The organism is Paenibacillus profundus, from assembly GCF_021369635.1.
GTDB lineage: Bacteria > Bacillota > Bacilli > Paenibacillales > Paenibacillaceae > Paenibacillus_B > Paenibacillus_B profundus.
In genome coordinates this window covers 149,915-171,196 of record NZ_JAJNBZ010000004.1, presented here as the reverse complement: position 1 = coordinate 171,196, position 21,282 = coordinate 149,915, and the positions used below count along the sequence as shown (strand labels likewise).

The 21,282-nt window shown below is 50.8% G+C and carries 19 protein-coding genes; all 19 read right to left on the bottom strand.

Translation table 11 applies throughout. The features are described from left to right. Positions 1-72 precede the first annotated feature (72 nt). The 19 genes from fabZ to nuoI all read right to left on the bottom strand — a co-directional run bounded on the left by fabZ (position 73) and on the right by nuoI (position 21,191). Positions 73-504 (bottom strand): 3-hydroxyacyl-ACP dehydratase FabZ, encoded by a 432-nt coding sequence (gene fabZ / locus LQV63_RS08075; RefSeq protein ID WP_233696303.1) that lies wholly within the window; start codon positions 502-504, stop codon positions 73-75. Positions 505-710: 206 nt separating this feature from the next. Continuing rightward, positions 711-1,226, bottom strand: coding sequence for a CDP-alcohol phosphatidyltransferase family protein (locus LQV63_RS08070; RefSeq protein ID WP_019424688.1), 516 nt, complete (start codon positions 1,224-1,226; stop codon positions 711-713). A 181-nt stretch (positions 1,227-1,407) separates the two neighbouring features. Further along, positions 1,408-1,845: a DNA-directed RNA polymerase subunit beta gene (locus tag LQV63_RS08065; protein WP_233696302.1), complete on the bottom strand. Its 438-nt coding sequence runs from the start codon at positions 1,843-1,845 to the stop codon at positions 1,408-1,410. 17 nt (positions 1,846-1,862) lie between these two features. Then, a complete protein-coding gene (locus LQV63_RS08060; RefSeq protein ID WP_233696301.1) occupies positions 1,863-2,702 on the bottom strand; it encodes a flagellar hook-basal body protein in 840 nt (279 codons plus the stop codon). Between the two features lie 21 nt (positions 2,703-2,723). Next, on the bottom strand, positions 2,724-3,587 hold the full coding sequence (locus LQV63_RS08055) for a flagellar hook-basal body protein (RefSeq protein WP_233696300.1): 864 nt from the start codon (positions 3,585-3,587) through the stop codon (positions 2,724-2,726). Positions 3,588-3,633: 46 nt separating this feature from the next. After that, a complete protein-coding gene (gene mreB, locus LQV63_RS08050) occupies positions 3,634-4,635 on the bottom strand; it encodes a rod shape-determining protein (protein ID WP_019424684.1) in 1,002 nt (333 codons plus the stop codon). A 201-nt stretch (positions 4,636-4,836) separates the two neighbouring features. Then, positions 4,837-5,124 carry a sporulation transcriptional regulator SpoIIID gene (spoIIID, locus tag LQV63_RS08045; RefSeq protein WP_006674820.1) on the bottom strand — a complete coding sequence of 96 codons (288 nt, stop codon included), beginning with the start codon at positions 5,122-5,124 and terminating at the stop codon, positions 4,837-4,839. A gap of 391 nt (positions 5,125-5,515) precedes the next feature. Then, complete coding sequence (locus LQV63_RS08040; protein WP_407672898.1) at positions 5,516-6,295, bottom strand: peptidoglycan DD-metalloendopeptidase family protein; 780 nt, start codon at positions 6,293-6,295, stop codon at positions 5,516-5,518. A 59-nt stretch (positions 6,296-6,354) separates the two neighbouring features. Then, positions 6,355-7,599 (bottom strand): SpoIID/LytB domain-containing protein, encoded by a 1,245-nt coding sequence (locus LQV63_RS08035; protein ID WP_233696299.1) that lies wholly within the window; start codon positions 7,597-7,599, stop codon positions 6,355-6,357. Positions 7,600-7,946: 347 nt separating this feature from the next. Further along, a complete protein-coding gene (locus LQV63_RS08030) occupies positions 7,947-8,213 on the bottom strand; it encodes a hypothetical protein (protein ID WP_019424681.1) in 267 nt (88 codons plus the stop codon). 1,481 nt (positions 8,214-9,694) lie between these two features. After that, a complete protein-coding gene (gene murA, locus LQV63_RS08025; protein WP_192813650.1) occupies positions 9,695-11,023 on the bottom strand; it encodes a UDP-N-acetylglucosamine 1-carboxyvinyltransferase in 1,329 nt (442 codons plus the stop codon). A 295-nt stretch (positions 11,024-11,318) separates the two neighbouring features. Next, positions 11,319-11,573, bottom strand: a complete 255-nt coding sequence (locus tag LQV63_RS08020; protein ID WP_019424679.1) for a DUF1146 family protein — start codon at positions 11,571-11,573, stop codon at positions 11,319-11,321. 14 nt (positions 11,574-11,587) lie between these two features. Further along, positions 11,588-14,482, bottom strand: coding sequence for a S8 family serine peptidase (locus LQV63_RS08015; protein ID WP_233696298.1), 2,895 nt, complete (start codon positions 14,480-14,482; stop codon positions 11,588-11,590). A gap of 353 nt (positions 14,483-14,835) precedes the next feature. Beyond that, positions 14,836-16,374: an NADH-quinone oxidoreductase subunit N gene (locus tag LQV63_RS08010; RefSeq protein ID WP_233696297.1), complete on the bottom strand. Its 1,539-nt coding sequence runs from the start codon at positions 16,372-16,374 to the stop codon at positions 14,836-14,838. A gap of 4 nt (positions 16,375-16,378) precedes the next feature. After that, positions 16,379-17,995: a complex I subunit 4 family protein gene (locus LQV63_RS08005; RefSeq protein ID WP_233696296.1), complete on the bottom strand. Its 1,617-nt coding sequence runs from the start codon at positions 17,993-17,995 to the stop codon at positions 16,379-16,381. Continuing rightward, positions 17,996-19,891: an NADH-quinone oxidoreductase subunit L gene (nuoL, locus tag LQV63_RS08000; protein ID WP_233696295.1), complete on the bottom strand. Its 1,896-nt coding sequence runs from the start codon at positions 19,889-19,891 to the stop codon at positions 17,996-17,998. A 20-nt stretch (positions 19,892-19,911) separates the two neighbouring features. Further along, a complete protein-coding gene (gene nuoK / locus LQV63_RS07995; RefSeq protein ID WP_019424674.1) occupies positions 19,912-20,223 on the bottom strand; it encodes an NADH-quinone oxidoreductase subunit NuoK in 312 nt (103 codons plus the stop codon). 1 nt (position 20,224) lies between these two features. Beyond that, a complete protein-coding gene (locus LQV63_RS07990) occupies positions 20,225-20,746 on the bottom strand; it encodes an NADH-quinone oxidoreductase subunit J (protein ID WP_019424673.1) in 522 nt (173 codons plus the stop codon). Beyond that, the gene (gene nuoI, locus LQV63_RS07985; RefSeq protein WP_233696294.1) at positions 20,739-21,191 is read right to left on the bottom strand and encodes an NADH-quinone oxidoreductase subunit NuoI; all 453 of its coding nucleotides are present in this window, start codon (positions 21,189-21,191) and stop codon (positions 20,739-20,741) included. Before nuoI ends, LQV63_RS07990 begins: the two co-directional genes overlap by 8 nt. Positions 21,192-21,282: the final 91 nt, after the last annotated feature.

Genomic DNA, 21,282 nt, shown 5'->3' with positions numbered 1-21,282 from the left:
GCTGACGTCGTATCCTTTAGAATAACCGAACGAGGTCTTTTCTTTGCATACCTGTTCACAATGAATGGCAATCTATTTGCGATCTGATAACGCAAACATCAATTCGCCTTCGGCAACGACTTGTTCGCCAACTTTCGCAACGGCCTGTCCTTTGCCGATGCTTCCTTTAAGACGCGTAATTTCTACAGATAACGTCAACGTGTCTCCTGGCACAACTTGTCCGCGGAAACGGAAGTTGTCGATACCCGCGAAGAAGGCAAGTCTCCCTTGGTTCTGCTCCATCTTCAAAATGGCAACCGCTCCAACTTGAGCAAGGGCTTCAACGATTAGCACACCTGGCATCACCGGGTATCCCGGGAAATGGCCAGTGAAATGAGGCTCGTTCATCGTTACATTTTTGATCCCAACAGCCCGCTTGCCCTCCTCTACTTCAATAATGCGGTCGACAAGAAGAAACGGATAGCGATGTGGAATAATCTCTTGAATTTGTTCGATATTCAGCATAGTTCATTCTCCTTTCTTCTAATTCCTCTTAATTTTTCTCTAATTTGAATAAAATAGTACCGATGCGCCAACACTAAGAGCATCCTTCATGACTGCAGGCGTGAAGGTTGAGATAAGGAGCTTCCCAAGCGGCGAGGCGCTGGACGGGAAGCTCCTTTTGCCTATTCTCTATCGTCGTTCTCGCTTTGTCTCCCTTGGCGCAATGCTCAGGCTTCCATCTTTCGGTTCAAGCGGACGAACAGGGCGACGTACATCAACGAGGTCAGGAATGAAAAAATAATGACGGCCCACAGCAGCTCGATCGCATAAGGCCACTGAAAATATACGAATAATATTGCAATATAATAGAAGACCGTCGTTAGTTTGCCCATCCAGTTTGCAGGCACCGTCTTTTTCCCTTTAAAATGAAAAAGCGCAGATCCAATAATCATCCCTGCATCGCGTACTAGCATCGCAATAGCAGCCGTCCATGGCAAATCTCCTGCCCAGAGCAGAGACAGCATGACAGTCAACATCATCAACTTGTCCGCTAACGGATCCAGCATCATGCCGACAGTCGTCACCATATTGTGCTTGCGTGCAATATATCCGTCCAAAATGTCGGTCAATCCGGCCAACAGCCAGATGCCAAACGCGGCGTACCGCTCACCGAAGAAGAACAAAGCCACATAGACGGGGATTAGAAGAAATCGAACCATCGTCAGCATATTCGGTAAATTCAACCCTAAAACCCCCAGTAACCCCCATTTTCAATGTTCCTCCAACTCATTATACATGGCCCAAATAAAAAATAAAACTGTCGCCCCGTAACCTAAACACGAAATCTAAAGACGATGCGAAGCGCCTGCAACCTCATCCTCCATGAACTATCAAACAAAAAACCCCACCGAAGTGGGGATGATATCAGGCGAACACCAACTGGAACAGATGAGTCCACGTATTCAGATTTAATGCTTCACCAAGAGAGCCTTTCCCTAGAACCACATATCCGGTAACCATGCCTGCAAATAGCGTCAAGATGCATAGCATCGGAATAATGGCCAGGCGAACGAGCCATTTGACGCGTTTCGAACGCCGCGCCGGCATGTGCCCTTTCGCTTCTCTCTTGTTCTCTTTGTCCGTGCGTGCGGATTCCTTGCGCCGTTCCTTACGCCGCTCTTCCAGCACAGGCTTGCCAGAAGTTCCTGAAGCACGCACGCTGCCAGCGGCCGCCGCAAGAGGAGCTTCGTCAGCCGATTGTTCATCGCTATGTCGTGAGCGTGACAGCCGCGCCAACGATATGTCCTGTTGAAGCGGCTCAAAATCAGGCAGCTTTCTATCTTTATCACGGGTATCACTCATATTATCACCTACTTCATTTACGCGCGCAGACTATTCGCCAGTCCCCACATCGCGTCCCCTGAAGTCAACGCTCGTGCGGACAGTTGATAAGCACGCTGCGCTTGAATCAACTCATTCACCTCATCGATAAGCGACACGTTCGATTCTTCCAGCATCCCTTGTTGAACATAGATGGCAGGCTGATTCGGATCCGAGCGATCGCCATCGGCCAGATTCAGCACTTGAACGGCCGTGTTGCGGTCCAGATTCGGAGGCAATACATAATAATTGTTGTCCGTCTGTACAAGCTGTTCGGGCTTGATTGCCTTAACAAGCTTCAAGCTGCCCAGCGCTTCAGGCGCTTCACCGTTCTTAACGGCAAACATGCGCCCCTTCTCATCGATTTGCAGCTCTCTATCGGGTGCGATACGAATTTCCAAATCTTCGGCATTCAGCACCTGATCGCCATGCGCGGTTACGAGTATTTTCTCACCGCTTGCTCTGTCTATATTATATTGAAAGGCTCCTTCACGAATCCAAGCTGTTGCGCCATCGCGAGTCATTATTTCAAACATCGCGTCCCCTTGGAGCGCCAAATCAGTATCCACTCCTGTCTGAGTGAGAGAACCTTGGGTGAAATCACGATTCAACGACGTGAGATGCGAGCCATTGCCTATCGTATATCCCATTGGCGTTGCCCGTCCAGGCAGACGATAGTCTGGATCGTGCTGGCGCACCGTTGTAAGCACATCGGCGAAGTTTGCTGTCTTCCGTTTATATCCTTTTGTATTGACATTAGCCACATTGTCCGCAATCACATCCAGCTTGCGTTGGATGCCATTCATCGACACGGATGCGGCAATCATCGATTGATTCATGTCGTTCCTCCTAAAGTGTCATTAGACGCGGCCAACTTCGTTTACAGTCTTGTCCAACGATTTATCGTAGAACTGAACAATTTTTTGATTCGCTTCATAAGCTCGGTACGCCATCATCATGTCGATCGTGGACTGTGCCGCATCCACATTGGAACGTTCCAGATATCCCTGTTGAACTTGCACGTCACGGCCCAACGCAACTGGTGCGCCCGGCTGTCCGCCGTTCTGCAGACGGAAGCGTCCGTTGCCTGTTCGAATCAAATCATTCGGGTTGTCAATGCGGGTAATCAGCAGATCCGCCCCTGCTATTGCAGCACCAGTACGGGTGTTATACATTTGACCTGCTGCATTCAGCGTTACATCGTCAAGGGCTTGTACGTCCAGCACGATGGGTGCATTATTCCGGTTAAGAACCTGAGCACCGTCCGCCGTAACCAGCTCATTCTGCGCATTCACACGAAAGTGTCCGTCACGCGTATATCGAACTTCGTTGCCTTCCCGAACCGTAAAAAATGCTTCCGGCTTAAATACGACGTTGCCTTGAGCATCACGGCCTTTCCCGGACTCGTCAAATGCTACGCCTGCCACCTGCAGATCAGCAAGCAGCGCAAAATCGCCAGATTGGTTCGTCTGCATGAGATCTCCTTGGTTAAACAGCATGCGGCTCTCTTCCGCGAACACGCCGGTGTTCAGCCGTCCAATTTCCCTTCCGGAGGCCTTATCGCTGCCCTGCAACGAAAGCAGCATTTCCGGAAATGAGCGCGACACGCCCGTCACCGATTTAAAGCCTGGCGTATTCGCATTGGCAATGTTATTCGTTACCGTATCATGACGGCGCTGCTGCGTCATCATGCCGGAAGCAGCCGTATATAACCCTCTAATCATGTCCGATCCTCCCGATCCATTAATCTACACTATGTATATTATCGGACTAGATAAACTTTTTCTTTATGACCCTATCCAAATTATCAAGCATGATGCCGGTTCCCTTTACAACGCAATGCATCGGATCCTCTGCAATCAGGACCGGAACCTTCAGTTCCTCAGCAAGCAGCTCGTCCAATCCGTCAAGCAGCGCGCCGCCGCCCGTCAAGATGACACCGCGATCGATAATATCCGCCGACAATTCTGGCGGGGTCCGTTCCAACACCGATTTCGCAGCAACGACAATGGAGGATACCGGGTCCCACAGCGCTTCTCGAATCTCATTGGATGTAATCGTTACGGTATATGGCAAGCCGGATACCATGTCCCGTCCACGAATGTCCATTTCCCGCTCTCCGCCTGCCGGACGCACGGTACCGATGTTAATCTTAATGTCTTCTGAGGTGCGTTCTCCGATTAACAGTTTGTACTTCTGTTTAATATAACGCATGATGGAGCTATCGAACTTATCCCCTGCAATTTTAATAGAAGAGGCGGTGACGATATCCCCCATGGACAATACCGCCACGTCCGTCGTTCCGCCGCCGATGTCGACGACCATATTGCCGCTTGGCTGGAAAATATCCATGCCCGCGCCGATTGCCGCCGCTTTCGGTTCTTCTTCTAAATATACTTCCTTCGCTCCGCTTCGCTCAGCAGCTTCCCGAATCGCCTTCTGCTCCACTGAGGTGATGTTCGTCGGCGCGCAAATTAGAATACGCGGATGTGAGTACCATTTGCGGCCGCCGACGCGGTTAATAAAATGCTTCAACATCGCTTCCGTAATGTCAAAATCTGCAATAACCCCGTCACGCAACGGGCGGATCGGCACAATGTTGCCCGGTGTGCGCCCGACCATCTTGCGGGCATCTTCCCCGACAGCCAGAACGCGCTTCAAATCGCTCTCAATCGCCACGACCGCCGGTTCGTCCAATACGACCCCTTTCCCTTTGACATGAATCAGAACGTTCGCCGTTCCTAAGTCAATTCCGATATCCTTGCTTAACATAAGTTCGAGAGCCTCCACATTCTTTTTTCATATATTTCGATGAATTGCGACCGTTTCCTGCAAAATATTTACTCATCGTTTAACATATCATATTTAGAGCGCTAGGTTCAATGTGAATGAGGGGCAAAACCTGTCATTTCGGAATCGATTTTAGGCGTTATTTATCGAATAGGCAGCGGTTCCAACTTCAAGAAGGGTTACCTAAGACTTTCCTGCGGTCATCACCTCGCGTTTTTTCGAACTCGACTTCTTATATTTGATCTTGGTCGCTTCCCCTCCCCGAAGATGTCGTACGGACTTGTGGTATTCGAGAATGTGCTTCACCTGGTCCGCCAGATCAGGGTTAATTTCGGGCAGCCGTTCGGTTAAATCTTTGTGTACCGTGCTTTTGGACACACCGAACTCTTTGGCGATGGTGCGAACCGTATGCTTGGTCTCGACGATGCAGCGACCGATTTTGATGGTCCGTTCTTTGATGTAATCGTGCACGTTCCCGCCTCCCCTACTCGGTTTAATTGGTACATTATATGAGGGGTGCGGACACTTATGCGTTGTTACGAATCCTGACAAGCTTGGCTTAACCACTAAATTTGTCAAGGTTCTGCGGACAAATAGGAGGGAGTGATGGGAGAGGCTAAAGCTTGTCTGTCCCAAAAAAGCTCGCTGGATTAGGGAAAAATGTAGCAATAGCTTCCGAAGTGGGACAACCTTGGAGCGAATATCTGAGGCGAATAATTCAACCTGAAAAAAAATTTAGACAGGATGTCCAACTTCCCCCTTTCGAAGCGGAGCGCACATCACAATAAAGAAAAAGCGGCAAGCTCGCGCTCCCGCTTTTCCACTGGCGTCGTCAGATTGATTCTTCCAACGCAGGGTGTTATTAATTTTTGGCCAACAGCGTCGACGGATTGACTGGCTTGTTGTCATCATACACCTCGAAGTGTACGTGAACGCCCAGGTTCTTCTCCAGCTCGTTGCGTCCGGCTGTAGCAAGCGCTTCACCTTTTTTCACGGTGTCGCCTTTCTTCACCTTCAAGTCAACCAGACTCTGGTATACGGTCTTCAAGTTGTTTCCGTGGTCGATTTCCACTACGAAGCCTGTCTTCGGGTTTTGCTCGGCGCGAGTTACTTTGCCGCTCATCGCTGCGAGAACATCAAACGCTTTCTGATCCTTGCGAGCCAAATCGATACCTACGTTCGGAGTAAACGTCTGCTTGTATTCTACCATAGCAGCTGCTTGCTCCTCTTTGGAAGCTTTGTCATCATAGAAAGACATGACGACATCTACATCTTGCGCATCTGCTACTGGCCAACCCAACGTTTCATTGGATGCGACCACTTCAACCGCCTCATCATTCGTCTTGCCTTCCGCCAATGTACCGGAATCTACTTGTTGTTCTACCTGCGTCGCATCCTTATTTGGGTCTAGTGGCTGCTGGTTCATGTCTTGATAGACCCACACTAACGTTAGGATGATTGCTGCTGCGGCCATGTACAAAGCGGGAAAGACCCATTTCTTCGACAACAGCTTTCTCCACGCGGATGTTTGAACCGCTTGAGCTCCTTGCATCGATTTAGAAGCTTCAGGCGTATTCGTTGCACTCGTTGCCGATGAACTTGTTGTAGATTTGTTTTTTGAGTTTTGGTTTTGTTCACTCATTTGTGATCACCTCAGTAACCATTGTTACCGGGGCTATCACTTTTATACGTAGTGTTTTGCTAATTTTTAAGATTTAAAGTTAGTAACTTCGAAGCTTTGTCGAGCGAAACTCCTTTGTAATAGTAAGTTACAATCTTCTCCGCCGATGCGCCTTCTTTCGCCATGCCCTGAGCGCCGTATTGGCTCATGCCAACACCATGGCCGAATCCGAAGGTCGTAATGAGAACCTTGTCGCCTTCCATCTTCCATTCAAAAGCGCTGGAGCGCAAATCTAACTTTTCCCGAATCTCGCGGCCTGTAAACCGATGTGTACCAATCCGCACCTGCTCTACGCGTTCGCCCGGTGTATGTGAGAGAATTCGAATATCTTTCGAAAAGGCAGCAGCTGACAACTTACTGTCATGCTTTGAAGGTTCAGGGGGCGTGTGGTTCGTACCGTTCGAAGAGTCCAGTAAGCGAGATAGAGCCGGTACCGCATTGGCTGACAGGCCAAGCTTCGCCAGCACGGTGCTCACTTCCATTTCCACCTGTTCCGTATAACGCGGGGATATCGCTTGATCCCAAGGGCTCGATACACTCTTCAAATACGGAACGGGATTAGTCCAATAATCCTCCGCGTTCTCGGTATAGCCGTTGCTCGTCGAGAAGAAAGCGGCCATAATCGGCTCTCCTTTATAAGTGAGCACGATATCTTTTGTTTCGTTCACGGCGCGGTTCAGCTTCGCCACCGCGTCCTGCGGGCGCCGCTCCAGCTCTGCGAGCGGCACATAGGCTTGATGGGCGACGGTGTCGGTGACGTCAGCCCCCTCCGGTGCGCCGCTTGCGTCCTGCGCCAGCAGGCGGCGCACGATGTAAGTGCGGGCGGCAATCGCCTGCGCTTTGAGCGCTTCGAGCTCAAAGTCGCTTGGCATTTCTGCCGCGATAACGCCGCGCACGTATTGCTCCAGCGCGACGCGCTCTACCTGGCGCGTGCCGCTCAGGTACACGCGCACCTGCTCTGCCGCCCCGGCCTCGGGCGGCGCCACATCCGGCGCCACTGGCGCCGTGCGCTCGCTGCCGGGGCTTGCCGCCCGCTGCTGCGGGCGGGTTTCCACCAGCAGCAGCGGCATGAGCAGGGCGAGCACGGTGAGCGCGCCGGCCCACGCGGTGGCGCGCACTAGCGCCGGCCGGGGACGGGCTGCGCTCCTCCGGCTCCGTCGTCTCCCTCGACGCCGAAGCCCCCGGAAGCCCCCCCATAGGCGCGGTCGAAGGCGACTCGCCAGTCGCCGCGCCTCTTCAAGCAGCAGTCTCGGCTGCGTAGCCATAGGCTTCTCTCTCCTCTCCCGCAACACTCCCATTTCTCGAGGTTAATTTTCACGTTTCGAACGTGTTTCCTTTTGAAACTCGTACTCGTACTTCTAGCATCTCTCGAAAAGAACGAGTCTAACCTCTGCTTCTTCTAACCTATGCTTTTTTAAGAGAAGAAAGAACCGCGGAAACCAATAGAGCTGCGAAATGGAAATAGTCAAAAGTACGCCCTCATCCGGCCTATCTTGTGCACCCAGCCAACACACGCGCTTCTAACAGGATATCCTCTGCTCATCACGGCTCCTATCAATAGAAAAGGATGTCCCTGTTCAAGCACAAACTGCTTTAAGAGACATCCCTTCATTCAAATAGGCAGCAACCCTTGCCGCTCCGCCCTCTTCCTGCATGAAGCGCATACTCCCACCACGGAGCCGTGATTGCCTGCGTAAAACGTAAGCTTCTCTGCTTTCCTTTTGCAATACGAACACGGCTGTCCGGACACCGGCTTCTTCTTCGCATAGGACGCCATCGAGACAACCTTTTGCCTCTTCTTTCGATTTTTATAGAAAATGATGGTGCCTAACAGCAATACAAACACGACGGCCCCCAGTATAAACCAGAAATACAGCATGGCATCGCCTCCTTATTAAGGTGCAACGTCCTTACTATCAGGACAATGGATACGAGAAAACGTTTCTCTGTGGTGATGCAGTCAACCCGGCACAGGTGAGAGACTCGAAGTAATTCCTCTGCAATCCTCGGTAATCGAATAATCTACAATGGAATAATCTAAACAGGTTACGCTCCTACTTTTTTCTTTATTCCAATGTACCTCCTTGCGCCCCGTTCAGCAACAATGACCCACCATTCTTTCCTTTTCAGTCAAAAGGGTATTCAGAAGGTAACAAATATGAAGCACTGGTTCTAGCGTTTCCGTTTTTCATGTTTTGACGAGTTGATACAGCTGCTAAAAACATGGCCGAGCTCGGTGCTATGTTCTTCGCTTCTCTCCTTTGATGCACTCTCCCTTTAAGTCAGAAACTATGCATTCTGATTGCCCAAGAATAATATGCAGCAAAAAGTTCCCGAATTAGAGCAAGCGTTTGTTGCAATGAGTTACTCCTCATAACATCTGTTAAAATTCGCTTTAAGTGCGTGTTCAAAAAGGTCACTTTTCAGCACCGAGAAGGTTGCAAGAACTCGAAGAAGGAGGAGCGCAGTGAAGGTAAATCTACATGAGCACCTGAGATGTTTCCGCAGGAAACATACTTCGGAAGCATAAGCTCTTCGAGAGTGAATTCAAGATTCGATGTCGAATCACATTCTGGGATGCCTCGTGATCAAAAGAGGACTTGTTGAACAACCTCTTTAATACAACCAATGCAGCCTCTGAGTAGATGGCAGCCTATACCGGATGTAGTTCCTGAACGAAAGGGAGATTGGGTATAAGAACTGAGAGAGCCAGGTAATCTCCGGTAAATGACACTTTACTGAAATAACTGCTACTTTCTCGTAAGGCTGCCACTCCTGAACAGAGGGGTGATTGGACATAAGAACCGAGGGAAGAAACGCATAGCTGCCCTCATAAATCAAAGATTAGTTTCCATTGGATTTTGTGCATTGTTTTATAGTTCCAATTGCTATAAAGGGGTATTGTATTGGATTAGGTACAGTGGAATCAGCTCTTTAGCAACAATTCAGCGGGAATGACTCAATTTCACTGGACATTTTCCAGTGGATTGAACATTTTATTCTAAAAAGTTAATTTCTACTGTAAGTTTTCCAATGAAAGAGAAGTATAAAGTTATAGGTAGTGGACAGAACCGTTCAAAACGGCTAAGTTGTATCCACACCAGCACATACATATAGAAACAGCAATGCGCCTCATTCTAGTCTATGCGCATACTTGGGTGAACCCTGTAAGGGCTCGCAGTTTCTGAAAATATATCAGCACTGGGTTAAGGTGCAGCGCACAGCACGTTCCTGTCCATAGAAAAGCTCATTAATAAAGCCGCCCCTTACCGGGACGGCCTCATCTTCTGATTCAACTATATATGCTTCTCAACTGTCGAAACCTCCGTTGAGGGTCGTTCCGCAAACTGTAACCTGAACTTACGCCCAAGTCGGCTGTACGTTAAAGAGCTTCACTTCCTGCTCTTCCTTCACCTCAACCGGCTGCTCCTCCAGCGTCACGCGGTAGATGTCTGCGCCTAGAGAAGACAGCTTCTCTGCCAAGTTCACATATCCGCGATCGATATGATGAACGCCGCTGACTTCCGTCGTTCCTTCAGCAACCAATCCCGCACAGATGAGTGCAGCGCCTGCACGCAGGTCGGTAGCGCACACCTTGGCGCCCGCCAGCTTGACTCTACCGGTCACTACGGCCGTACGGCCTTCCACCTTAATATTGGCATTCATTAAATTAAATTCATCGACGTGCATAAAGCGGTTCTCAAACACTGTCTCCGTGACGACCGATGTCCCCTCCGCAACAAGCAGAAGCGCCATCATTTGTGACTGCATATCCGTCGGAAAGCCCGGATACGGCAGCGTCTTCACGTCTACAGCTTTGAGCGGCTTATCAGTGCGAACACGAATGCCGTTCTCATCAGGCTCGATAATTACGCCCATTTCTTCCATCTTAGCAATAACCGGACCCAGATGATCTGCAATCGCACCCTCGACATACACATCGCCGCCCGTCATTGCCGCGGCAACCATATACGTTCCCGCCTCAACACGGTCCGGTATGACCGTATGCTCGGCCCCATGCAACTGCTCTACACCTTCGATGCGAATGACACCCGTTCCGGCACCGCGCACCTTGGCTCCCATCTTGTTCAAATAGTTCGCCAAGTCAACGATTTCCGGCTCGCGAGCGGCATTCTCGATCGTCGTTGTCCCTTCGGCCAACGTCGCCGCCATCATAATATTTTCAGTCGCACCGACACTCGCAACGTCCAAATAAATCTTGGCGCCCTTGAGTCGGCCGTTTACTTTCGCTTCAATATACCCTTGACCAAGTCCGATTTCCGCACCCATCGCTTCAAAGCCTTTCAAATGCTGATCGATAGGCCGGGTTCCAATGGCACAGCCGCCTGGTAAGGAAATACGCGCCTGTCCCGCGCGGGCCAGTAATGGACCCATGACGAGGAACGATGCCCGCATCTTGCGTACGAGTTCATAAGGAGCTTCGAATGAATGAAGCTTCTCCGAATTAACACGAATGGTTTCATTGGAATATGTAAGGTTGGCTCCAAGCTTCTCCAACACATGGTGTATCGTCTTGACATCGTCGAGTGGAGGAGCATCGTAAATGATGCTTGCGCCCTTCTCTCCCAATAACGAAGCAGCGATGATCGGAAGCACTGAATTCTTTGCGCCACTTACGCGCACGGTGCCCGTCAGTCGTCTGCCTCCGCGGACGATAAATTTGCTCATCATGTTTCCCTCCGCGCTTTTTTTCGCCCCATCATCTATAAATCCGTAAAAAATGGCACGCTTTTTTTTCACCCAAACTCCATAATACCATTGTATTACAAGTAGGTACAAGCGATATTTTTCGACATACCCTTCCACATTTTACTTAGGGTTATCTACCATTGTTGACATCTTTATTCGATGTTATTCGACAAGTTCTGATTCTCTGTCGGGCGTAGCTTTGTTTGTGCGAATCATTGACAGCATTCCTGCAAGGGAACGCTGTCCTTTTTCCTCTTAACCATTCCGAATCGTTTCAAAACAAGAAGCGCAGCGATTGAGTCCATCCCCAATAATCTAAAAAAAACTGGGCAACCGCACGGCCCACAATAATCGCAAGGATAAGATGCAGCATTTTTCCTTGCGGACTTTGCGGATGTCGGATGAACAAGTCTATTTTCAGATGCTGCAGCGACCACCAAGCTATAGCAATGCATACAAGCGTAATAAGCATATGCGCCATGCCGCTCCATCCTACGGATGAAGTTACTTGAGACAACGAATCCTCCAACGCGAATTCCTCCCTTACTTCTCACTGTTCAGCACATTGACGAGCATCGCCACGAATTCGGCCCGTGTCGCGAAGCGCTCCGGTCCGAACCCTTCCTCCTGGTTGTTGGAGATCAGGCCCTGACGCTTCATTTCAGCAATCATGGGAGCAGCCCAATGTGTAGCGGCTACATCCTGAAATGGCGCCTCGGTTACCTTCGCCGGTGTAAGACCAAGCGCTTTGCCAAGCATGACGGCCATCTCGGCCCGCTTCACCATCCGGTTCGGACCAAAATGTTTTGGCCCCACCCCAGAGGTAATGCCTGCTTTGGCTACCCGGGCAACCGCAGCATGAGCCCAATGTGTAGAGGGCACATCCGTAAACGCAGGAGCCTGCCCGATATCGCGATTCAGCTTGAAGGCGTTCGCGATGACCGAAGCGGCCTCTGCCCTGGAAATATGCCGGTGCGGTTCGAACTTCGCGTCGCCGTATCCATTCATCCATCCGGACGTCACGGCTTCAACAATCGAATCCTCCGCCCAGTGGCCCTTTACGTCCCGAAATCCGGCGATAAGCGGCTCTGTGCTTACAGAGAGAAGATAATACTTCGTATCAAACTTCGCGTTTGTCGTCAGGCGTATATAATACGTTCCCGGATCCAACTTTGTTCCGGTTGCCACTTCGGTTTCCCCCGAAGCGTTGCTCCCAGATCCAAGAGGCTTCTGCTCCTTCGACATAACCGCCATTGAGACAATGCGGTTCGAAGGCAGCTGGCTCAGCTTGAACGTTGCATAGACTGGCTTCTTGACGATAAATTGAAACCAATCGACATCATCTTCTTCGTGAAAGACGCCTTTATATTCGGTGCCCTCGCTAATCGTAACCGCCTCGTACATCTTATCGTTCGGCTCATTCGGATCAGCAAGCTGAGTCATATAATCCACATGCAGCGTATACTCGCCGGCTACTGCTTCCGGACGTGCCGTTACTGCATTTTGCACCTGAATATAATACTTCCCAGGAGGCAGATCCTCCAGCAGGGCGATTTCGGACTGCCCTTCCTTCTGCTCATCAATCCAGCGAGTATCGATTTGCGAGCCTTTAATTTCAAGCGCCGGATCGATGCGGACCGTATCCGTACTTACCTTCAACCGCAGCGTTGCTTTGCTCGGCAGTTGAATCATGTACCAATCCGTGTCGCCCGCATGGCTGAACGTGCCAACGATATCTTGCGTTCGAGCCGGAATGGCATAAGCCTGGTACTGCTTGTCGTTCGGCTCGAACGGATCTTGATACACGATGAAGCGCGAGGCTAGTTTATAGGTTAACCCCACACTGCCAATGATGTCATCGGACGACAGACGCAGTACATTTTTCCCCCGTTTCACCGGAATAGCAGGCTGTTTGCTGCCAACGTCACTGTACGTTGTCCCAGAAACCTGTTCACCTGTAAAATGCGTAACATGTACTTTTCCCGACCCTTGAATACGTTGAAATTGAAGCTTTAACGTACCGTCATATGGCGCATCGACCACATACCAATGCTCTTCCTTTGTACGGAGAACCGCGCTTAGCGAAGTGTCGATTGGGAACACCCTCGCCTTATTGCGAGCCGTATTCGTCCCGAACGCATCTTCCTGAAACGGTACGGTCAATGCATCATCGGCACGGAGCAAACCGTAGCCGCTTTTACGGTTCCAGCCCTTCCCATCAATGTCCTTCGCCGTATAGCGTAAATGATGGCGAACCTGATAAGGCTTCAACTCGGGGTATTTGCTCCATAAGAGCGCAGCCACTCCCGCCGCTTGCGGCGCTGCCATCGATGTGCCTTCTTCTGCTTTGTATCCGCCGCCCAATGCGGTAGTGAACACGTGCCAAGGCGCAACCACGTCGATTTCCGGACCGGTATTCGTCCTCGGCTCCACCTTCATCTGCGGTGTAGTGCCGCCAACAGCGAAGACAGTAGGATAAGCGGCTGGATACTTGACAGCTACTTTATCCTGATATCGTCCCCCGTCATTCCCGGTTGCCGCAATGAGCAGGACGCCTTTTTTCTCTGCATAGTTTACAATGTCTTCCATATATTTCGAATAGCGATACAATCCGACGGACATGACGACGACCTTCGCGCCATGGTCAACTGCATACAATATGCCTGCGCCCAGCTTGTCCTCATCGCCGTAACCGCGTGAATCGAGCGCTTTAATCGGCATAATCTTAGCTGACCAGAGCAGACCGGTCGTACCTTTGTTGTTGTTGCCCACGGCGCCAACCACACCCGCTACACTGGTGCCGTGCCCATTGTCATCCTGGGGCAAGCCTGAATCTAGAAGGTTGATGCCTTTAACGATATTTTGCTTGAGATCCGGATGATTGAAATCAATGCCCGTATCTACCAGCGCTATAATAATGGACGAATTGCTCTTGGCTTGAGTCCATGCCGTATCCGCCCCGATTTGCCGTAAATAATGCTGCTGCGCATACAGCGTATCATTTGGTTTTACCCCAGATGCTAATGAATGTACCGTATGGTTCGGCTCGATGTATTCCACCTGTCGCGAGTGCTTCGCATCGTACAACCAATTTTCCGTCTCAGCTTCGTCTACAGGCCTAAGCACCGCAATATCAACGGCAGCCTGTTCGTTTATAATCTCACTTTTCTGCAGCAGTTTTGCATCCTTCTGCCCTTGCTTCCATTTGACAATCCAGGAGGTCGCGCACGCCTCAACTTCATCATTCGTAGTTGAATAAGCGGCTGTACGCTTTGTCACGTTCATGCTGCTCATGCCCTGCTGTTCTGTTTCCTCCGTCTTGTACCTTTGCTGCAATGTTTGATTCAACGGTACCGAAGCAATCGTCTCGCTTAACGTCAGAAAGGTAAGCGCAATGATCAAAGTCGATACGACGGCACGAGACAATCGTTTCATCATAAATCCCATCCAATTCGTACATCAAGGCCAGTTGAGTTTGAAGAATACAACACGTATTCGCCGTTCTTCCTGACCTCTAATCTAATTTGCTCTTCTTCTTGTTGGCATATGACCAATCAGGTCACAGCTTAGTTAAGCTTCGCCATGAAAGCAGCCATTCCTGTTACAAAACGTTAATTTAGGTCCTAAGACCTACCCTGAAACAAAAAGACCCAAAATCCTCCGATGGAGTAATTTCAGGTCTCTTTTAAGAAAATACATCGTTATAAGATTGACTAGGAAGTCCTACAGGTCACTGCTGGAACGTTGTCCTTGCATACACTTCCCTATAATCTTTTACGCGGGAAACATGTTTACCGTATTAATAAATCCGCCCCGAGGGAGAAGACCCGTTGAATAGCTCTCATCACCATGTTCGGGAACACGCCAAGCGAGATAACGGCCAACACGCATATCGCAATGACGAAGCCTTGCGTAAGCGATACACGGACTTGTGCTTCACTGCCGGCCCGCATATACATTTGGCGAATAAATCCGAAGTAGAAATAGAAGGACACGACGCCTGACACCATCATGAGAATGGCAATCCACACCGCTTGCGAGGCAACTGCGCCCAAAATAATGTACAGCTTTCCGAAGAAGCCAGCTGTAATCGGAATGCCCGCTAACGATAGTACGAACACCGTCATAGCGATCGCGATCCACGGGGAGCGGTAATACAGACCGGCATACCCGCTCATCTCATCATGTCCAGCGGAGCGTTCTATTACCATATGGACAGCAAAAGCCCCCGTCGTCATAAATAAGTAAGCAACCAAGTAATACATAAACTCCGAGAAGTTCGATGTATGCAAATGATTTCCCAGCGGATTCAATGCAATTGGAACGAGCAAAAAGCCAGCATTCGCAATTCCAGACAAAGCAAGCAGCCGCTTCACGTTCGCCTGTCGCAGTGCCATAGTCGTACCAATTACCATCGACAATGCCGCAACGACCAGCAGCATAATCGAGAAATCACGGTAGATGACCATTTCTGGTCCGCCAAGGCCTAGGAACAAGCTGTAAAAAACGCGGAACAGAATGGCCAGACCCGCTCCTTTGGATACGACGGCAAGAAACGCGGTAACCGGCGTCGGAGCTCCCTGATATACGTCTGGAGACCACGCATGAAACGGTGCAGCCGCAATTTTAAAGCCGAAGCCCACAAGCATCAAAATAAAGCTTACATAAATGATTGCCTCGAAGGAAGCGGAGTTCCCCGTCAATCCCTGCGCCATTTCTCCAAGCTGAGTGCTGCCAGTGATGCCGTACAGGAAAGACATTCCATATAAGATAAAGGCCGATGCCACGCTGCCGAGGACAGCGTACTTGAACGCGCCTTCCGTCGACTTCCGGTCGCTCTTCTTCATCGCCACCAAAATGTATGATGTGATGCTGAGCAGCTCCAGTCCGACATAGAGCGTAATCAAATCTCCGGAGGAGGCCATTATCATGCCGCCTAGCGCAGCAGGCAGCAACAAGTAATAGTACTCTCCCCGGTGCGGAATTTCTTCATCCCGCATATTGCCGATGCTCATGAGCAGAATGAATGCAGTTCCGACCAAAAACACAATTTTGAGCAGCAAAGCAAATTCATCGACACGATAGCTGTGATTCAGCAGTTGAACGGCATCTGATGATTGCTGCATACGCTCATAAAGCTTCCATAAGACGAACCCAAGCGAAACGAGCACGCCAAGTAACGACAGTCCCCCGATCAGATCTCGATTTACGCGGCGGGGGAGCACCAGATCGATGAGCGTGATGAGTATGGCTGCAATAACGAGCGTAAGCTCGGGTGCCAGCAATGCAAGATCGCCCACTTGCAGCAGTTGAACAGTTGGCGCATCCATCGGCCTACCCCCTCACCTTGAATAATTCAATGATGTGTTCCACACCAGTCTCAATCGGAGCCGTCACAAAGTACGGGAATAGGCCGATTAAGACAATGCACGCGGTTAATACCATAATCGGCATTGCTTCCACGAGTCTGGCGTCCTTTAAAGCTGTATACCGTTCGTTCAGCGGACCGTACGAGATGGCCAACACCCCGCGCAGAACATAGACCGCGCTCAAAATAATTCCTATGGCGCCGAGCACGGCTGCCCACTTCATCGTTCCGAACAATCCAAGCAACGATAGAAGTTCGGCCACGAATCCAGATAGGCCCGGCAAACCGAGCGATGCGAGTCCCGCAAGCAGCAGGATGCCGCATATAAACGGCATGCTCTTCGCCAAGCCGCCCAATTCATCGATTCGCGTCGTGCCCGTGCGTTCCAAGAGGCTGCCTACTAGCAGGAAGAAGAGCGCCGAGATGAATCCATGCGACACCATCTGCACGACTGCTCCTTGCAGACCGATATCGTTCATCGCCGCGATGCCGAGCAGCACGAAGCCCATATGGCTGATGCTGGAATAAGCAAGCACAAGCCGGAATTCCTTTTGCACGAAGGCCAGTATCGCGCCATACAGGATGTTAATTACGCCAAGGGCGGCAATGACGGTCGCCCATGACGCCGTCTGCTGCGGCAGAAGCGCCGTACCGAACTGAATGAGACCATAGGCGCCCATTTTCAAGAGCACGCCGGAGTGAAGCATGACGACCGGAGCAGGCGCCTCGGCATGAACACGCAGCATCCACGTATGAAACGGGAAGAGCGGCAGCTTAATTCCGAACGCGACGAGCAGCAGGACGAACACCAATGTGCGCATCCCTTCCGTAAGATAGAACGTGTTGCCTTCGACCGCCATGTTCACAAATGCCTCTGGGTTGCCCAAATTCTGCATAATGACGTTCAGGTTGCCACTGTATATATACTGGCTACCATCGCTCACTGCGGGATTCGGACCGAAGCCAGCGGTTACCGTCAAGATGACAAAAGCGACCAACAGAAGTGCGGAACCGAGACCGTTGTAGACGAGGAAGCGGTTCGCCGCCTTCTCGCGGTGCATGAAGCCCCATATGCCGATAAGGAAATACGTCGGAACGAGCGTCCATTCGAAAAACATAAAGAATAAGAACAAATCCCGCGCCATAAAGACACCGAGCATCCCAACTTCAAGCAGGAGGAACAGAATGAAATAGGTCTTCCAACGCTTCTTCAGGTAAAGTGAAGCAAAGGCTGCCATGGATGCCACGATGGTAGTCATAACGACGAGCGGCAACGATAAGCCGTCAATCGATAAATGGTACTGTATATCAAATGTCCAGGATTGAATGCCTCTCATTAATTCGATGTTGAGCGGTATTGAAATCCATGATGACTGCTCCGTAAGCGCCTTACCCTGTTCCAGCATGTCATAACCGCCATAAATAACGAGCGCAAGGAGCAGCGGCAAAATTGTCGTTCCAATGCCCACGATTTGGATGGCTCGCACGCGCCCTTTCGGGACGAGCAATAAAATAAGAACCCCGAGCAGCGGAGAGAAGGTGAGCAGCGTCAATATCGGCCAAGATGAAAGTTCACTCCACATTTACCAGAACCTCCTTCCGAGCGCCAATACAAGCACAACCAAACCTACAAATCCGAACAGCGATACCAAACCGTACGTTTGCATCTGACCGTTCTGCAGACGGGTCGAGGTCTTGCCAATGCCAACCATTATTCCAGCCACCAGACGAACAAGGCCGTCTATGACCCACTTGTCGATGGCCTTCAGCACTTGGCCTATACCCTGCAAGGAACGGACAAACACAATTTGATACAGCTCATCGATGTAATATTTATTTGCAAGCAGACGATATATTGGACCAGCCGAGTCTTGGAGTCCATCACGGCGACTGCGGCCAGGGCCATATATCATATACCCTATGCCAATTCCAAGCACGCCTACCAGAACGGAGACGACCATAACGATAGCGTTGGCATGCTCCCCTGCTTCTTCCCCCGTCAACCAAGTACCGAAGGAACCGGTCCACGGCGTGTACACAAATCCGGAAACCACGGCCAACACGCTTAAAATGATAAGCGGCACCGTCATAGATGAAGGCGACTCGTGCGCCTTGGACGCATCGGATTCATTCGACGGCTGACCGGTAAAGACAAGGAAGAACAGCCGCGCCATATAAAATGCAGTAAAAAATGCGGCGATTGCACCGACGACGAACAACAGCTTATTGTGCTCCCACGCTGCCGATAAGATGGAATCCTTGGACCAGAAGCCGGATAGCGGCGGTATGCCCGATAACGCCAATGCTCCGATGGCAAATGTCCATGTTGTAACTTTCATCCGGCGGCTAAGCCCGCCCATTTGGAATATATCCTGTGTATGTACCGCGTGTATGACACTGCCTGCGCCCAGGAACAGCAGAGCTTTAAAGAAAGCATGCGTGAACAGGTGGAACACCCCGGCGGTTACCGCGCCAAGTCCGAGCGCCAGCATCATGTAGCCAAGCTGGCTGATGGTCGAGTAAGCCAGAATACGCTTCATGTCGCGCTGCGCGATAGCGATCGTGGCCGCAAAGATGGCGGTAAAACCGCCTACACTCGCGACGATCGTCATCGCCGTCGGCGACACGTGGAAGATATCGAAGGTGCGCGCCACGAGATATACGCCGGCGGCAACCATCGTCGCGGCATGAATTAATGCCGATATCGGTGTCGGACCTTCCATCGCATCCGGCAGCCACGTATGCAGCGGGAATTGACCTGATTTCCCGACTGCGCCTATGAAGATCAGCGAGGCAATCCAGGTGGCGATGCCCGCTGAAATGCCATGCTGCGTAAGCGAGTCGGCACTGGCGAACACGTTGCTGATCATCGAGAAGTCGAGCGCATGGTTCGGCATGTGCCAGAACAGAAGCAGGATCGCAATCAAGAGCCCCACATCACCGATGCGCGTTATGATAAAAGCCTTTTTAGCCGCCGCACGCGCCGCCGGCCGTTCATACCAGAAGCCGACGAGCAAAAATGAGCATACGCCGACCAGCTCCCAAAATATGTAGAGCTGCAGCATATTCGGCGACAGCACGAGTCCGAGCATCGAGCAAGTAAACAGGGCGATATAGGCGTAGAACACCGTCAGCCGCTCGTCCCCTTGCATATACCCTTTGGAATAAATGTTAACTAACGTGCTCACAAGCGTGACGATAACGAGCATCAACGCATTCAAATTCGTCACGTCAAATCCGAATTCCAGACGAATAGCCCCAAAGCCCAACCATTCAAAGCTTCGGGTATAGTCATCCGGTGATCCCTGTACCCGTTCCCACAAAACAAGGACGGAAAGTGCAAACGCGGCGAACGAGCTGAAGACGCCGATCGCGACGGCCACGCCTTTCATCTGGCGGCCGAATGCCGTCAGCACGAGGAACGCGAGCAGCGGAATGACCGGAATGGCCCAAGCGTACTGCGAAAAGACGGATTCCATTGTCGTATCCTCCCTACCGATTATCTCTTCAAGTCGTCAAATTCGTCCACGTTGGCCGTCCCGCGGTTCCGGTACAACGCGATCAGAATGGCAATGCCGATAGCCGCTTCCGCAGCCGCGATAGCAATCGTAAAGAGCGAGAAGATTTGCCCCTTTAAGCTTGGCACTACACCGTATTTAGAAAATGCGATTAAATTCAAATTGGCTGCATTCAGCATTAGCTCGATCGATAGGAGCACGATAACGGCGTTGCGTTTCGTCAATACTCCGAACAGGCCGATACAGAATAAGATAGCGGCGAGAGTCAAGTAAGAAGCCAACATCGTGCTCATCTTAGTCCGCCTCCTTTTTCGCGATGACGATAGCCCCAATGAAGGACACCGTAAGCAGAACGGACAGCAGCTCGAACGGGATGACATGTTCCGTAAAAATTTGCTTCCCAAGATTCAGTGTATTGTCCTCTGCCAACGACACCTTGTCGTGCACAGGAAATTCGGCGCTTCGTATGGAAAAAAAGAGAACTCCGAACAGGGCCAGACAGCCAATTGCGGCCAACCCTTCCTTCCACGGACGCACGAGCTGTTCATCCTGCTTGTCGTGCCGGGTCATCATGATGCCGAATATCATTAAGATGGTGATCGCCCCCGTGTACACAAGCACTTGCACGAAAGCAACGAACTCCGCGTCGAGCAGCACATACATGCCGGCGAGCCCCAGAAAAGCGAACGCCAGCGAAACGACCATATGCACCACTTTCGTAAAGTTCAGCATCAAGACGGCACCAGAGATAATGCAAATGGACAGCACGAAGAAGGCAACCGTTTCCCCCGTCCATTCAATGGAGAAGTTAAACATTTTTCTTCGCGCCCCCTTTTGGCATGGCGGAATTGTTTTCTTGCCTGATCAGTTCGTTGTTGCCGTTCAGCCAATCCATATTTTTGAACAGATCATCCCGGCTGTAGGTCGAAAGTTCGAAATTGTTCGTCATGACAATCGCTTCGGTCGGACATACTTCCGTGCACAGATCGCACAGAATGCAAATCTCAAAGTTGATATCGTACGTATCGATCACTTTTCCTTTTTTCTCCGGGTCCGGATTCGGCTTGCCCGTCAGCGTAATGCAATCGGTAGGGCAAATTTTCGCACAAAGGTTGCACACGATGCACTTGTCCGGGTCGAAATGTTGAATCCCGCGAAACCGGTCGGGCATTTGCAGAGGCACATCCGGGTACTTATAGGTGACTTTTTTTGATGTCATCGCCTTCCAGGTGACGCCAAGACCTTTTATCAATCCCTTCACGGATTTCACCCCTAGCCTTTTTGAGGTTGTTCAAAAAATCCCCTTTTGATCACGATTCGGCATCGAATCTCCATTCACTCTCGCTGCTGAA

What these genes read in the sequence shown, in the direction of transcription:
- LQV63_RS08055 (WP_233696300.1), bottom strand. Translation starts at nt 3,587, where the DNA reads ATGATTAGAGGGTTATATACGGCTGCTTCCGGCATGATGACGCAGCAG.
- LQV63_RS08060 (WP_233696301.1), bottom strand. Translation starts at nt 2,702, where the DNA reads ATGAATCAATCGATGATTGCCGCATCCGTGTCGATGAATGGCATCCAA.
- mreB (WP_019424684.1), bottom strand. Translation starts at nt 4,635, where the DNA reads ATGTTAAGCAAGGATATCGGAATTGACTTAGGAACGGCGAACGTTCTG.
- fabZ (WP_233696303.1), bottom strand. Translation starts at nt 504, where the DNA reads ATGCTGAATATCGAACAAATTCAAGAGATTATTCCACATCGCTATCCG.
- LQV63_RS08005 (WP_233696296.1), bottom strand. Translation starts at nt 17,995, where the DNA reads ATGTGGAGTGAACTTTCATCTTGGCCGATATTGACGCTGCTCACCTTC.
- LQV63_RS07990 (WP_019424673.1), bottom strand. Translation starts at nt 20,746, where the DNA reads ATGTTTAACTTCTCCATTGAATGGACGGGGGAAACGGTTGCCTTCTTC.
- nuoK (WP_019424674.1), bottom strand. Translation starts at nt 20,223, where the DNA reads ATGAGCACGATGTTGGCTTCTTACTTGACTCTCGCCGCTATCTTATTC.
- LQV63_RS08040 (WP_407672898.1), bottom strand. Translation starts at nt 6,295, where the DNA reads ATGAGTGAACAAAACCAAAACTCAAAAAACAAATCTACAACAAGTTCA.
- LQV63_RS08010 (WP_233696297.1), bottom strand. Translation starts at nt 16,374, where the DNA reads ATGGATGCGCCAACTGTTCAACTGCTGCAAGTGGGCGATCTTGCATTG.
- murA (WP_192813650.1), bottom strand. Translation starts at nt 11,023, where the DNA reads ATGAGCAAATTTATCGTCCGCGGAGGCAGACGACTGACGGGCACCGTG.
- LQV63_RS08030 (WP_019424681.1), bottom strand. Translation starts at nt 8,213, where the DNA reads ATGCTGTATTTCTGGTTTATACTGGGGGCCGTCGTGTTTGTATTGCTG.
- LQV63_RS08015 (WP_233696298.1), bottom strand. Translation starts at nt 14,482, where the DNA reads ATGATGAAACGATTGTCTCGTGCCGTCGTATCGACTTTGATCATTGCG.
- LQV63_RS08035 (WP_233696299.1), bottom strand. Translation starts at nt 7,599, where the DNA reads ATGGCTACGCAGCCGAGACTGCTGCTTGAAGAGGCGCGGCGACTGGCG.
- nuoL (WP_233696295.1), bottom strand. Translation starts at nt 19,891, where the DNA reads ATGGAATCCGTCTTTTCGCAGTACGCTTGGGCCATTCCGGTCATTCCG.
- LQV63_RS08065 (WP_233696302.1), bottom strand. Translation starts at nt 1,845, where the DNA reads ATGAGTGATACCCGTGATAAAGATAGAAAGCTGCCTGATTTTGAGCCG.